General features: G+C 64.2%; 13 protein-coding genes and 1 riboswitch. Of the genes, 6 read left to right on the top strand and 7 right to left on the bottom strand.

What is annotated here, in order from left to right; genetic code table 11:
* Window positions 1–45 precede the first annotated feature (45 nt).
* On the bottom strand, window positions 46–939 hold the full coding sequence (gene rpoH / locus JI744_RS04875) for an RNA polymerase sigma factor RpoH (protein ID WP_202658565.1): 894 nt from the start codon (window positions 937–939) through the stop codon (window positions 46–48).
* A gap of 194 nt (window positions 940–1,133) precedes the next feature.
* Window positions 1,134–2,192: an RluA family pseudouridine synthase gene (locus tag JI744_RS04870; RefSeq protein ID WP_202658564.1), complete on the bottom strand. Its 1,059-nt coding sequence runs from the start codon at window positions 2,190–2,192 to the stop codon at window positions 1,134–1,136.
* Here JI744_RS04870 and JI744_RS04865 point away from each other — a divergent pair.
* Entirely contained in the window at window positions 2,191–2,517 is a 327-nt protein-coding gene (locus JI744_RS04865; protein ID WP_202658563.1) for a DUF6476 family protein, read from the top strand. The genes JI744_RS04870 and JI744_RS04865 overlap by 2 nt on opposite strands.
* Before the next feature lie 46 nt (window positions 2,518–2,563).
* On the top strand, window positions 2,564–4,285 hold the full coding sequence (locus JI744_RS04860) for an ATP-binding protein (RefSeq protein ID WP_202658562.1): 1,722 nt from the start codon (window positions 2,564–2,566) through the stop codon (window positions 4,283–4,285).
* A gap of 63 nt (window positions 4,286–4,348) precedes the next feature.
* Here JI744_RS04860 and JI744_RS04855 read toward each other — a convergent pair whose 3' ends face one another.
* The 5 genes from JI744_RS04855 to JI744_RS04835 are packed head-to-tail and all read right to left on the bottom strand — an operon-like array spanning window position 4,349 to window position 9,439.
* Window positions 4,349–4,969: an adenosylcobinamide amidohydrolase gene (locus JI744_RS04855; RefSeq protein ID WP_202658786.1), complete on the bottom strand. Its 621-nt coding sequence runs from the start codon at window positions 4,967–4,969 to the stop codon at window positions 4,349–4,351.
* Between the two features lie 29 nt (window positions 4,970–4,998).
* Window positions 4,999–5,736, bottom strand: coding sequence for an ABC transporter ATP-binding protein (locus JI744_RS04850; protein ID WP_202658561.1), 738 nt, complete (start codon window positions 5,734–5,736; stop codon window positions 4,999–5,001).
* Window positions 5,733–6,713 (bottom strand): FecCD family ABC transporter permease, encoded by a 981-nt coding sequence (locus JI744_RS04845; RefSeq protein ID WP_407927499.1) that lies wholly within the window; start codon window positions 6,711–6,713, stop codon window positions 5,733–5,735. The genes JI744_RS04850 and JI744_RS04845 overlap by 4 nt, the downstream gene beginning before the upstream one ends.
* A gap of 1 nt (window position 6,714) precedes the next feature.
* Entirely contained in the window at window positions 6,715–7,596 is an 882-nt protein-coding gene (locus JI744_RS04840; RefSeq protein WP_202658559.1) for an ABC transporter substrate-binding protein, read from the bottom strand.
* Window positions 7,571–9,439 (bottom strand): TonB-dependent receptor plug domain-containing protein, encoded by a 1,869-nt coding sequence (locus tag JI744_RS04835; RefSeq protein WP_202658558.1) that lies wholly within the window; start codon window positions 9,437–9,439, stop codon window positions 7,571–7,573. The genes JI744_RS04840 and JI744_RS04835 overlap by 26 nt, the downstream gene beginning before the upstream one ends.
* 119 nt (window positions 9,440–9,558) lie before the next feature.
* Window positions 9,559–9,750, bottom strand: a riboswitch (cobalamin riboswitch).
* 133 nt (window positions 9,751–9,883) lie between these two features.
* On the opposite strand from JI744_RS04835, the gene JI744_RS04830 reads away from it, so the two are divergent.
* The 4 genes from JI744_RS04830 to JI744_RS04815 all read left to right on the top strand — a co-directional run bounded on the left by JI744_RS04830 (window position 9,884) and on the right by JI744_RS04815 (window position 14,188).
* Window positions 9,884–11,311 (top strand): amidase, encoded by a 1,428-nt coding sequence (locus JI744_RS04830; RefSeq protein ID WP_202658557.1) that lies wholly within the window; start codon window positions 9,884–9,886, stop codon window positions 11,309–11,311.
* 95 nt (window positions 11,312–11,406) lie between these two features.
* The gene (locus JI744_RS04825; protein ID WP_202658556.1) at window positions 11,407–12,474 is read left to right on the top strand and encodes an ABC transporter ATP-binding protein; all 1,068 of its coding nucleotides are present in this window, start codon (window positions 11,407–11,409) and stop codon (window positions 12,472–12,474) included.
* A gap of 3 nt (window positions 12,475–12,477) precedes the next feature.
* Window positions 12,478–13,386, top strand: coding sequence for an ABC transporter permease (locus JI744_RS04820; RefSeq protein WP_202658555.1), 909 nt, complete (start codon window positions 12,478–12,480; stop codon window positions 13,384–13,386).
* Window positions 13,379–14,188, top strand: a complete 810-nt coding sequence (locus JI744_RS04815) for an ABC transporter permease (protein WP_202658554.1) — start codon at window positions 13,379–13,381, stop codon at window positions 14,186–14,188. Before JI744_RS04820 ends, JI744_RS04815 begins: the two co-directional genes overlap by 8 nt.
* Window positions 14,189–14,193: the final 5 nt, after the last annotated feature.

The following is a 14,193-nucleotide window of genomic DNA, read 5'->3' as shown; positions in this document are numbered from 1 at the left end:
GATACCCTGCCGCCTGTTCGCAGTGATTGCCAGTGACAAATTCCGTCACGCCGGAATGGCCATGCCCTTACCCTTGGCCAGTTCGCGCATCTTGGCTTGCAGCTTTTCAAAGGCCCGCACCTCGATCTGGCGAATACGCTCGCGGCTGACGCCATAGCTGTCGGACAGTTCTTCCAGCGTCACCGGCTCATCGGCCAGACGACGCTTGATCAGAACATCCTTTTCGCGGTCGTTCAGAACCGACATGGCTTGGGTCAGCAGGCTGTGACGAATTTCGAACTCGTCCTTCTCGGCATAGGCACCAGCCTGATCGCTGCCTTCATCCTCCAGCCAGTCCTGCCATTGGCTGGACCCGTCTTCCGACCCGACCGTGGCATTCAGCGACGCGTCCGACCCCGCCAGACGACGGTTCATGTCGATGACTTCCTGTTCGGACACCGACAGATCCTTGGCGATCTGGGCCAGATTTTCCGGGCGCAGGTCGCCCTCTTCCAAGGCACCAACCTTGGCCTTGGCCTTGCGCAGGTTGAAGAACAGCTTTTTCTGCGCCGATGTGGTGCCCAATTTCACAAGGCTCCATGACCGCAGGATGTATTCCTGAATCGACGCGCGGATCCACCACATGGCATAGGTTGCCAGACGGAACCCCTTTTCCGGGTCAAACCGTTTGACGGCCTGCATCAGGCCGACATTCGCCTCGGAAATCACCTCGGCCTGCGGCAGGCCGTAGCCGCGATAGCCCATGGCGATCTTGGCAGCCAAACGCAGGTGGCTGGTCACAAGCCGATGCGCGGCCTTGCTGTCCTGCCGGTCAGCCCAGGCCTTGGCCAGCATGTATTCTTCTTCGGGTTCCAGAAGCGGAAACTTCCGGATTTCCTGCATATAACGGTTAAGGCCTTGCTCCGGGCTTGGTGCAGGCAGATTTGCATAGGTGCTCATAGTCGCCCCCTTTTCAATGCGGCCGGGTCTGCATTCAGCCCCCGAACGGAACCGTTCAGCTATGTGTGGTGCAACCCTGGTTCAAGTGGTTGCGCTAGCATCTTCGGATAAACGTATGATGAACGCACATCCGTCGGACGCATAGTCCCGATCACGGCACTGTGTCCGTGCGTGAATGCACAGACCGAAATGTTTCAGGCGTGAATTCCGGCAGCTTCGCGCAGGTTCTTGACCAGATCAGCCATGTCGGCGGGCAGGTTGGCGGAGAACTCCAGCCTCTCTCCGGTGACCGGGTGATCAAAGCCCAGCGTTGCCGCATGCAGTGCCTGCCGGGCAAAGCCGTTGCCGATCACTGCACCCTGCCCCAGCAGCTTTTCCGGCAACCGCCGCTTGCCGCCATAGACCGGATCGCCGATCAGCCCGTGGCCGGCATGGGCCAGATGCACCCGGATCTGATGGGTGCGCCCAGTTTCCAGACGGCATTCCACCAGCGCCGCCGCCCCGGCGTAATCCTCCAGCACCTTTGCGCGCGTCACTGCATGGCGGCCCTGATCCCAGACCACCGCCTGCTTTTGCCGGTCGGTCTTGTGGCGCGCCAGATGGGTGGCGATGCGGATCACGCCGCCGGTTTCCACGCTGATGCCCTTGGTGCCGCGCAGACGCGGATCTCCCACGGACGGCACGCCATGCACCACGGCCAGATAGGCACGCGTGACACTATGAGCTTCGAACTGTGCCGCCAACCCATGATGCGCGCGGTCCGATTTCGCTGCGACGATCAGTCCAGAGGTGTCCTTGTCGATCCGATGCACGATACCGGGACGCCGCTCGCCCCCAATGCCCGACAGCGTATCGCCGCAATGATAAAGCAGCGCGTTCACCAGCGTGCCATGGGGCGTGCCGGGCGCGGGATGCATCACCATGCCCACCGCCTTGTTGATGACGATCAGATCGGCATCCTCATAAACCACCTCCAGCGGAATGGCCTCGGCCCGCGTTTCCACCTCGACCGCAGGTTCCAGATGCAGGGCGTAAACCTGCCCCTCGGCCACCTTGGCCTTGGCATCCGTCACCGCCACGCCGTCCAGATGCACCGCCCCTTCGGCGATCATCTTCATCAGACGAGAGCGTGACAGCGCCCATTCCTCTGGCACGGCTGCGGCAAGCGCCTTATCAAGACGCGTGGGGGCATTGGGCCCCAGCGTGACGAACACCACTTCCGCCTCTTCGCCGTCCTCAAAAGGCTCTGCCATGTCCGATACCCCTGATCCGGCGTTGCCGCCCTCGCTGCGATTTCTCAAGGCGCTGGTCATCACACTGATGATCACCCTGATCGGGGGCGTCATAGCGATGGTCTTCGTCCTTGTCACCCGCCTGCCGGGGGCGACCACCCTTCCCCACCTGCCCGCCAGCCTTGCCCTGCCCGCCGGGACCAAGGCGCAGGCCGTCACCTTTGGGCCGGGCTGGGTTGGCGTGGTCACCGCCGATGGCCGGTTCCTGTTGTTCCGCGACAGTGGCGGCCCACCGGTGCAAGAGGTGCCCCTGAACCTGGCCGCTAACCTGCCCGCCGGGGGTTGACCTCGCCGGCGGTTCCCCCTCTCCTTGGCGGCAAAGGAGGACGCCCGTGGTTTTCAGCATCTTCCGCTTTGCCCACCGCCAGAATGCCGAAGAGATCGCGCGCCAGTATGGCGTTCTCAATCAGGTGCAGATCCTGCGCCTGCTGCTGACGGGCGTGGTCTATGCGCTGGCGCTGACCTTTCTGCCGACGTGGCTGGCGCTGGTTCTGGCGCTGTGCGAATCGACTGCCGAGGTTGCGGGGCTAAAGCTGATGCGTGCGCTTGACCCGGCGCGCCAGCCCGGTGCCTATCTGGGCACCCTTCTGTCGGTGATCACCACCGAGGCCGCCTATATGACTCTGGTCGCCCTGCTGTGGCAGATGGACGACGCCTATGCCAAAGCGCTGGCCACCGGCCTTGCCGCGCTGACCATGATGCAGCTTGCGGTGCTGCGGTCGGTGCATCTGCCCTATGCGCAGGTCGGGCTGCTGACCACCGTTCTGATCGCCGTGGTTGCGGTCGTGGCCGAATGGCACGCCTCGCTCGGCCTTGGCGGGCTGGCCGTTCAGCTTGTTGCCGTCGGCGGGGCTGCGGTCTTTGTGCAGATGACCATGCAGTCCAACCACCGACTGCACATGCAAATGGCAGCGGACCGCGCGGCAGCGCAGGCGGCAGACCGGGCCAAGTCGCGCTTTCTGGCGCAGATCAGCCATGAATTGCGCACCCCCCTGAACGCCATCGTCGGGCTGGGTCATGCCGAACTGGCCGCCGAAACCCAGCCCGACCGGAAAGAGCGGATGGATCTGATTGTCATGTCCGCCCGCAACCTTTCGGTGCTGCTGGATGACATTCTTGACCTCTCGGCCATTGACGAAGGCCGCACGCCGCTGCGCCCGCGCCTGACCAATCCGGCGGCCGAGATCACCTCTTCCGTCGCGCTGTACCGGCCCTTCTTTGTCGGCGCCGGGCTGGATCTGATCGTACGGATCGATCCGTCTTTGCCACGCAGTGCGGCGCTTGATGCCCAACGGCTGCGGCAATGCCTGACCAATCTTTTGTCAAACGCGCTGAAATACACCCGGCAAGGCGGCGTGACCGTGACCGCTGGCATGGCCGCGCCGGGAATACTGGCGATCGAGGTCGCCGATACCGGGCGCGGCGTGCCCCCAGAAGAAGCCGAACATATCTTTGAACCCTTTCGTCAGGGCCATGCCGCCACCTCTGGCAGCGGGCTTGGCCTGTCGATCAGCCGGGCGCTGGCCCGCGTCATGGGGGGAGATCTGCAATTGGTCTCGCGCAGCCGGGGGGCCTGCTTTCGCCTGACACTGGCCATTTCGGTCGTGCCCGATTTGCCGGTGCCGCAACAGCCCAGCCCGCTGCCCTCGGCCCGGTTTACCGGCGCGCGGGTGCTGATTGTCGATGACATCGCCACCAACCGGCTGGTGGCGCGGGTGCAACTGTCAGTCTATGGCCTGTTGTGTGACGAGGCCGCCGATGGCGCGACCGCGCTAGCAAAGATTGCCGCCGATCCGCCCGACATCGTGTTGCTGGATCTGGCGATGCCCGGCATGGATGGGAACGAAACGTTGCGCCGCCTGCGCGCTATGCCGCCGCCCATCAGCCGGCTGCGCGTGGTCGCGATGACGGCTGATACCACCATGGCCGATATGCCTCAGCGCAGCCCCCTTGGCTTTGACGGCTATCTGGTAAAACCCCTGACGCCAGAGGCGGTGGGCCAATTGCTGACCGATCAGCTTGGCACCCGGCTTGCGCCCTCGATGCTGCCCTAAATTTCAGTACGAACGTGCAAGGCAAGGGGAAGCTGGCTTGGTGCGACCGCCAGGCGATTTGTTTTATAAGGCCGCCCGGCGCGCAAGCTCGGCATCGCGCCAGACCATCCAATCCTTGCACGATTGCGCAACCGCCGCGCGAACCGCTGCCCCCAGCGCCTCGCCCGCAGCCGTGTGCAAGCCGGCATAGCGGCCTTGCCCCACATCACAGGCCAGCGCGATACAATCGGTGCCGGTGCCCGTGGCAAGCCCGGTCGCCAATTCCAGCCCCGCCGCCATGACCGCCGCCGTCCGGGCCTGAACCGCGATGGACATCGCCTCCAGTTGCGCCGCTTCGGTCAACCCGGCCTCCAGCACCACGCCCAGGTTGATCGTGCCATAATCCGCCGTGTGATAGGGCAAGCGCCGCCCCACCGCCTCGGCATTCGACAGACCCGCCGTCACCACGCACCAGGCGCGCAGGCCGTCCACCTCGGCCCGCGCCTGCCCCCATGTGCCGACATCCCGAGAGGTCAGCATTCCCACCGCATCGGGTGGCATCTGCGCCGACAGCCAACCCTCGGCATCGAAATCCGGCGTCAGATCGGCGTTTTTCACCTCGCGCCACAGAATCTGGCTGGCCTTGGTATAGCCCGCACCGTGCGGCGCCCAGCTCAGCACCCGCATCGGGCGCGGCAACTGCATGCGCAGCCACGGCCGGTCCAGCGTGACGGTCACCGCAGAACCCCCATCGGCTGAAATACCGGGCCGTCGGGCGTTTCGGCATGAAAGCCGCGCACCCCGAACACATCGGCCAGGTTGCTTTCGGACAGCACCTGTCGCGGCGGGCCATCGGCCACCACCTGCCCGCGGTGCAGCAGCACCAGCCGTGTGCAGGCCCGCGCCGCCAGCCCCAGATCGTGGATCGAGGCGACAACCCCACGCCCCTCAGCCGCCAGATCGGCAAACACCTCCATCGTGCGCAACTGCGCCTCGGGGTCGAGGCCCGCGACCGGCTCATCCGCCAGCAGCAGCGGCGCCTCTTGTGCCAGCGCGCGGGCAATCAGCACCCGCGCCTGCTCGCCCCCCGACAGCTCGGTGGCCTTGCGGTCGCGGTAGGGTTCCAGCCCCATGCGGGTCAGCGCGCGGTCCACCGCCTCGGTGCCCTGCCCAAGATGCGGCGCGCGCCCCAGCGCAACCACCGTTTCCACCGAAACCGGCCAGGCAATCTCGCGCCCTTGGGGCAGAAACGCCGCCGCCCGCGCCCGCGCCTTTGGCGCCAGTGCCAGCAGCGAAGACTGCCCCAAGGACGGCAGCAGCCCCAGCGCGCCTCGCAGCAGCGTGGTCTTTCCCGCGCCATTCGGCCCGATCAGGCCGACAAACTCGCCCTCATCCACCGTCAGACTGACATGATCGACCACCGGGCAAGTGCCGCGCCGCACCGTCAGATCGCGCAAGGCCAGCAGGGTCATGCCTCTGCCCCCCGCAGCCGCCAGATCAGGTGCAGAAAGAACGGCGCACCTATCAGGGCAGTTAAAACACCCAGCTTAAGGTCTTGATCCGGGGCCACAATCCGCACCGCCACATCCGCCGCCAACACCATGCAGGCCCCGCCAAGCATCGAGGCCGGCAGCACCCGAGAGGGCCGCGCCCCCATCAGTGGCCGCACCAGATGCGGCACCACCAGCCCGACAAACCCCACCGCCCCCGCCACCGCGACCGAGGCCCCGACTGCCAGCGCCGTGCCGATCACCAACTGCCAGCGCAGCCGCGTCAGGTTCACCCCCATGCTGGCCGCAGCATCCTCGCCCAGCGTCAGCGCATCCAGCGGCCGCCCCATGGCCAACAGCAACGCACTGCCCGCCACCATGAAGGGGGCCGCCAGCCAGACATGCTGCATCGACCGATCTGCCAGCGATCCCATCATCCAGAATACGATTTCCATGGCGGCAAAAGGGTTTGACGACAGATTCAAAACCAGAGATGTCAAAGCCCCGGCCAGTGCTGAAATGGCAATCCCCGCCAGGATCAGCGCCATCGCCCCGCCGCGCGGCCCGGCCAGTGCCAGGATCAACAGCACCGCAATCCCTGCACCCGACAACGCAGACAGAGGCAAGGCCAAGGGAAACATCGCGGCAGCACCGGTCTGCAAGGCCAGAACCGCACCTAGCGCAGAACTTGAAGATATTCCGATAATCCCTGGCTCTGCCAAGGGATTTCGCAAATAGCCCTGCATCGCAGCACCCGACAGGCCCAGCACCGCCCCGACCATTGCGCCCAAAAGCGCACGGGGCAGCCGGATCTCTCGCATCACCAGAACGACCGCATCCCCCTCGCCGCGAAACAGCGCGGCGAGGCTGTCGCCCACACCCAGCCCCGCTGGCCCCACCAGCAATGAGGCTGCGAACAGCAGCAACACCAACAGCAAAAGTGAAAGCAATACCTTCATGTCACTGCGCATCCAACCGGCACATCTTGGAATTCCAGTTTCCGGGGTCTTTGCAATCCAGCCGGATATGCGCCCGCCGCATCCCGTTGATCGCCCGCATGATCAAGGGCGTGCCACAGACCCAATCGGCATCGGTATGCAGGGTCGCGCCCGCGTTGTCCTGAACCGCGCGCAAGGCGGGATGGGTCAGCACCTCTTCCGCGCGCGAGGCACCGGGATAGGGTTCAGACGTCACCAGAACTTCGGGCGCGGCCATCACCAGCCGCTCCAGCGGCAGCACTCCGCCGCCCGTCACCCCCGCCGTGGCGGCGATATTGTCAAACCCGGTCAGCCCCATCACCTCATCGGCCAGCGTGCCCGAACCCGTGGTATAGCCGTTCGGGTGGTAAAAGGCAGCCGAATAGCGCGGCCCGGCAATCCGCGCCGCCCTGATCGAGGTTTCAAAGCGGGTGGCGAACCACTCGGCCCGTTCCTCTTGCCCCAAGGCAGCGCCTACGATGCGAACCTGCTCCACCGCCTCGGCCAGCGAATTGGCGGGCGGCACCTGCACCACCGGAATACCCAGCCGCCGCAGCATATCCACCGTGGCAAGGGCCGTATAGCTGCCCGCCAGAACCAGATCGGGGTGCATGAGGAACACCTCTTCGGCCTGCCCGTGGTTCACGGCATAGCCCGCCGCCTGCCTGACCATCGAGGACGATTGCGGTTCCGACGCCAGATCGCTGACCGATACCAGTTGCCCCGGCGCGGCCAGCATCATGGCAAGCTGATCGGTGCAGAGGTTGATCGACACCACCCGCCCCGGCGCTTCGGCCAAGGCAGGCGCGGCGCTGGCAAGGGCCAGCACCAGCGTCAGGTCAAAAACTTTTGCGCAGGCCCACATAAACAGTGCGTCCCGGTGCGGCAAAGCCGTTGGAGGTTTGGTATTCCCGGTCAAACAGGTTGCCGATGCCGCCCCAAACCTCGGCCCCCTCGCCCAGATCATAGCTGACGCGGGCATCGACCACGGTGTAGTCGGGCATCTGGAAGGCGGCGAAATCATCCAGCCGGTCGGCGACGTAATGCACCGAAACCCCCGCCTTCATCGCCTCGGTCACCTTGGCATCCAGTTTCAGCGTCAGGTCATGGCGCGGCACAAGGGCCAGCCGCGTGCCGGTCGCGCGCACCGCGTCGATATAGGTGTAAGACAGGCCCAAAGTGACCCGGTCGCCCAGATCGACCGAACCACCCAGTTCCAGCCCCTGGCGCACCGATTGCCCGGCCACGTTTTCCAGCGACGAATAATCGGCGGTCGTGGCGATCAGATTGTCGATGTTCAGCCGGAACAGCGTGGCGGTCAGGCGGGCGGTATCGCCAAACTCCTGCTCGATCCCCAGTTCATAGCTGGTGCTTTCCTCGGGTGTCATGTTCGGATTGCCGTGGAAGAAAAAGGCCGGATAGTCGCCATAAAGCTCGTCAATCGAGGGCGCGCGGAACCCGGTTGCCACGGCAGCGCGCAGCGTCGTGCCCTCAGCGGGGCGATACGCCAGCGCCAGACGGCCAGAGGTGAAGCCGCCATAGGCCGAATGCTCATCGCGCCGCAGGGTCGCTGCCAGATCAAGATCATCGCGCGGCGCCCAGAGCAATTGGGCAAAGGCGCCATATTGCCGGGTGTCGGCGGCACCCGAGGTCAGGTTTGTATAACTTGCCTCTTCGCGCATCCAGTCGGCGCCGTAAACCAGCTTGATCTGGTCCGACACCTCGGTCGTCGCGGTCCAGCCAAGGGTTGTGCGGTGGGCGTCATAGGTGCCGGGGCTGATCTCGTCCTGATAAACCCGCCCGATGTTATAGCGCGTCAGATCAAAGACATGCGTGGTGTTGCCCGCCACAACCTCGGCAAACAGCCGCGCGCCGGTTTCCTGCCGGCGCAGGGTGTTGGCCTGATCCTCCAGCGTATAGGTGAAGGGATCGTAGCCGTCATAATCCACATGCGAATACTGCGCGAAGGCGGCGGCCCCCAGCGTCAGCACGTCATTCACATGATACTTGCCGGTCAGCGACAGGCGAGAAATCTCGGCGCCGTCTTTTTCGGTGCCAATCCGCGCCGCCGAATAGCCATCGGTCTGGCTGTGCGAAACCGTCAGCGCGGTTTCCAGATCGCCGGTCTTTTGCGTCAGGCTATAGCTGAGGGCGGCGGTGCCCATGTCACCCGCCTGGACAACCACCTCTTGATGGGTGCCTTCCTCAATCGCCTCAACCGAGGAAAAGTTGATCACGCCGCCCACGGCCGATCCGCCCCACAGCGCCGACTGGCTGCCGCGCAGCACCTCGACCCGGGCAATATCCATTCCCGGCAGGGTGCCGTAATCCAGCGCGGTCTGGGTTGACGACGGGTCGGTGATGCGGATGCCGTCAAAATACACCGCGATATAGCGCGTGTCGGCCCCCCGGATGCGCAGGTTGGCCGATTGGCCCAAGCCCCCCTGTTGCGAGAACGACACTCCCGGTAGATCGGCCAGTGATTGCACCGGAGACAGGCTGCCCGTGTCCTGTACATCGGCGCGGTCGATCACCGAAACCGACGTTCCGGTGCGGCTGGCTTCGGTCGCGGTCCGGTTGGCCGACAGGGTGACGGGGTCCAGCACGATGATGTCATCGGTGCCGTCTTGCGCCACCGCCGGATGCGCCAGGGCTGCCGCCAACGCCAAAGCCGAAATTGCACAAACCGAGAGTCTATTGGCCTTCATTCTTCCCCCTTTGGGCGCCCGAACGCCCCGTGATGCGATGCCACGCCATGGGTCAAACCCGCAGCCTGTTTGCGTCACCACTGGCGGAAGCCGCCTCCTTCGCGCACCCCGCGCGAGGGAAAGGGTGAACCCCTTGGCAGGTCTCCTGGCTTTGCGGGTCATCGATCTGGCGGGCCTTCCCGGTTGCCCAGTGGCCTGATCCGCCGTCTCTCGCCGCTTACAGTTGCGGGGGCAGCCGCGGATTTGGGGATGCCCCCGCACCGCGTTCCCTTTTCATCCGGTGATCCGGAACCGAAGGTGGGCCGTGCATAGCCTGACTGCCCCCCATGTCAAGCGCCAAGGGCCGACGTCCTTGGGCGGAAACCGACCCATTGGCGGCACAATGGGGTGGACGGGCGGGCGAAACGGCGAAACTCTGTGGCTCGCAAGCAAAGGGAGACCGCGATGTTTGGCGATCTGGGCGCGAAAGACGCAACCGAACTGGCAGGATGGGTGGCCAAGGGCCAGATCACTCCGGACGAGGCGCTTGATGCCGCGCTGAAGGCGGTTGAGGTGCTGAACCCACGCCTGAACGCTGTGGTGATGATGCAAGAAGAGGTGGCACGCCGCGCGATCAAGGCTGGTTTGCCGCGTGGGCCGTTCCGGGGCGTACCCTTTCTGATCAAGGATCTGGGGTGCGAGGCCAAGGATTTTCCCGGCCACAACGGCAGCCGCCTGTTGGCCAACACAACCTATCCGGTAGATTCCGAGATTTTCCGCCGTATCCAGACCACCGGCGTTGTCACCTTTGGCCGCACCACATCGCCCGAGGGCGGCGTGGGCACAGCCACCGAGGCCGCCGTTTACGGTGGGCCGACACGCAACCCGTGGAACCTTGACCACACCTCTGGCGGATCATCCGGCGGTGCCGGCGCGGCGGTGGCGGCGGGCATTGTTGCCATCGCCCATGGATCGGACGGCGGCGGATCGGTGCGCATTCCGGCCAGCTCTTGTGGCCTTTTCGGCTTCAAACCCACCCGCGCCCGCCTTCCCGATGGCCCCTATGTCGGTGAGGGTTGGGCGGGCATGGCGATTGACGGGTTCCTGACGCGCAGCGTGCGCGATACGGCGGTGATGCTGGATGCCTGTTCCGGGCCCGACCTTGGCGCGCCTTACGCCGCCCCGCCGCTGATCCGCAGCCATGCCGATGCGATCAGCCGCCCGCCGCGCCGCCTGCGGGTGGCAATCTGCGACACCACTCTGACTGGCCAGCCGATTGAGCCGGAGGTGGCAGAGGCGGTGCGCAGCGCTGGCAAGCTGCTGGAAACGCTGGGCCACCGGGTCGAGCCCGCCCGCCCCCATGCCGATATGGGCATGATGATGCGCGCCTGGACCGATATCGTCGGCGTCGGCACTGCCCTGTCGATTCAGAAGGCGCTGAAGGGCCGCCCGCTGACCGACGAACTGGTCGAGGGCGTGGGCCGGGGTGCCGTGGCCCATGCCGCCACGCTGGCCCCGACGCGGTATCTGGAGGCGGTGGGAGAAATTCACGCCTTTGGCCGCCAGATGGCCGGGTTCTTCGCCGAAGGCTGGGACATTCTGCTGACCGCCACCCTTGCCGAACTCCCAGCCCGTGTCGGCCGCTTTGCCCATACGACCACCGACTACCTCGCCTATCGGATGGAGGGCATCTTCCCCTATTCCCCCTTCTGCGCCGCCTTCAACGCCAGCGGCCAGCCCGCCGCCAGCCTGCCCCTAGCGATGTCGGCCACCGGCCTGCCCATCGGCCTGCATCTGGCAGCCCCCTACGGGTTGGACGAAGAACTGATCGCTCTTTGTGCAGAGGTGGAAAGCGCGCAACCTTGGATTGACCGTCGCCCCCACATTGCTTGACATCGGAATTTCCGAAGTCACGCTTCGATCAAACAGTCGTTGCGCGAAAGCTCAACTGCCCACAATATGATCAAAACAACAGGGAGCGAGTCACCTTGAACGCGCAAAACGCCGTCGAGGCCCGCAACACAGTGAAAGCGTTCGGACAGGGCGATGCCCAGGTTCGTGCGCTGAACGATGTTTCGGTAGAAATCCGCAAGGGTGAATTCTTTACGCTGCTGGGGCCGTCGGGCTGTGGGAAAACCACACTCCTGCGGCTGATCGCAGGGTTTGAAATGCCCACCTCGGGCACGATCCTGCTGGATGGGCAGGACATCACCTATCTGCCGCCCAACAAGCGGCCGGTGAACACGGTGTTTCAAAGCTATGCGCTGTTTCCCCACCTGACTGTGGCGCAGAACATCGCCTTTGGCCTGCAAATGCTGGACAAACCGGCGGCAGAGGTGAAATCCACCACCGAAAAGATGCTGGCGCTGGTGAAGCTGGAGGCGATGGCAGGCCGCAAGACCAGCCAGCTTTCGGGCGGCCAGCAACAACGCGTGGCCCTGGCCCGTGCGCTGGCGCCGCAACCCAAGGTGCTGCTGCTGGATGAACCCTTGTCGGCGCTGGACCTGAAGCTGCGCAAGGAAATGCAGATCGAGTTGAAGCGGCTGCAAACCGAAACCGGCATCACCTTTGTCTTCGTGACCCATGATCAGGAAGAAGCCCTGACCATGAGCGACCGCATCGGCGTTATGTCGGCGGGCAAGCTGCAACAGGTTGGCACGGCAAAAGACATCTATACCCGCCCGGTGAACCGCTTTGTCGCCAGTTTCATCGGCGAGACGAACTTCCTGACCGCCACGACCGAAGCGGGCGGTGCCCGCCTTGCTACTGGCGATCTGATCGAGGTTGCGGGCACCACCCCCGGCCAGCGCGTGACCGTGGCATTCCGCCCCGAGCAAGTGCGCCTTGTTACGGCGGGCGAGGCCGGGGCAATTCCCGCCACCATCACCAATCTGGTCTATTTCGGCACCGACACCCACTGCCACGTTGCCCTGAACGACGGCACCGAAGTTGTCGCCCGCCTGCAAAACCCGTCAACGGGCGATGCAGGGCTTGCCATCGGCCAGACACTGGCCCTGCGCTTCGCCCCCGGCGCGGCGCAGGTGGTGGAGGATTAAGGGATGAGCCAAGCCGAACAGGCCCAAGTTTCCCGATCCGTCCGCAACGCCTGGTATCTGTCCACCCCTGCCCTGCTGATCCTGCTGGTCGGCGCGGTCGGGCCGCTGATGATCGTGCTGGTCTATTCCTTTCTGCTGCCGGGCAAATACGGCAATGTGGAATGGGGGTTCAGCCTTGATGGCTGGCGCGGCATCCTGTTCACCAAGGACATCTTTGATGACACGCTGGTGCTGGCCGATGCCCATCTGACGATTTTCTGGCGGTCGATCAAACTGTCGCTGCTGACCACGGTGTTCACCTTTCTTGTGGGCTTTCCCACCGCCTGGTTCATCGCCACACGCACGCCCAAATCGCGCCCGATCTGGTTGTTTCTGATCACCATTCCGTTCTGGACCAACCTTCTGATCCGCACCTATGCCATCAACGAGGTGATCCGCACCGAAGGGCTGCTGAACACCATCCTGATGAAACTGGGCCTGATCACCACGCCGTTGCAGATCATCTATACCGATGTCGCGGTGTTCATCGGCATGGTCTATGTCTACCTGCCGCTGATGGTGCTGCCGCTGTTCGCTGCAATTGACAGGTTCGACATGCGGCTGTTGGAGGCGGGCTATGACCTTTACGCCAGCCGCTTGCAGGTCTTGCGCCGCATCATCCTGCCCATCGTGAAACCGGGCCTGATCGCCGGCTCCATTCTGGTCTTCGTGCCGTCGCTGGGGGCCTATGTCACGCCGCGCGTTCTGGGCGGCGGCAAGCAGATGATGATCGGCAACTTTATCGAATTGCAGTTCGGTCAGGGCCGCAACTGGCCCTTGGGGGCTGCGCTGTCGATGCTGCTGTTGATCGTCGTGACCATCGCCCTTCTGGTCTATGTCCGCTATGCGAACCGGGAGGACGCCAATGTCTGATCGCGCGTTTCAGGTTTCCCGCCTGCCCGGCTTTGCCACCATCGCCATCGGCGTGTTTCTGGCGCTTTATATCCCGATCTTCACGCTGGCGGCCTATTCGTTCAACACCAACATCTCGATGTCGTCCTGGGGCGGGTTCTCGCTGGATTGGTATGTCAAGGCGTGGAACAACGATCAGGTCAAAGACGCCACCCTGCGGTCGCTGATCATCGCGCTTTGGGCGGCGGTCATCTCGACCGCGGTTGCCACGCTGGCCGCCCTTGGCACCACCCGGCGCAAGGCATTCAAGGGCCAGACCTTCATCTATGTCATCATCAACCAGCCGCTGATGGTGCCCGAAATCGTGACCGCCGTGGCGCTGCTGATCTTTTTCGCCCAGATCAAGGTGATCACCGGCTATCAGGGCCTTGGCTATCTGATCCTGGCCCACTCGGCCTTTTGCGTACCCTTTGCTTATCTGCCGATCCGGGCAAGGCTGGAGGGGATGGACCTGAGCCTGGAGACCGCTGCGGCAGACCTTTACGCAACGCCGTGGAGGACGTTCCGCCATGTCACCCTGCCGCTGCTGCTGCCCGGCGTCATCGCCGGGGCCATGCTGGCCTTTGTGATCAGCCTTGACGATGTGGTCATCACTGAATTCGTCAAATCCGGCGGGCAGGACACCTTGCCCACCTACATGCTGGGCCAGTTGCGTCGCCAGATGACGCCAGAGATCAACGCGATTTCCACCGCCCTTCTGGTGCTGACCATCGCGCTTTTGACCGCCTTCTTCCTGATAAACCGCCAAAACGATAAAAACTGACAGGG

This window comes from Fuscibacter oryzae, from assembly GCF_016765795.1.
Lineage (GTDB): Bacteria > Pseudomonadota > Alphaproteobacteria > Rhodobacterales > Rhodobacteraceae > Fuscibacter > Fuscibacter oryzae.
This window is presented reverse-complemented; position numbering and strand designations above follow the sequence as displayed.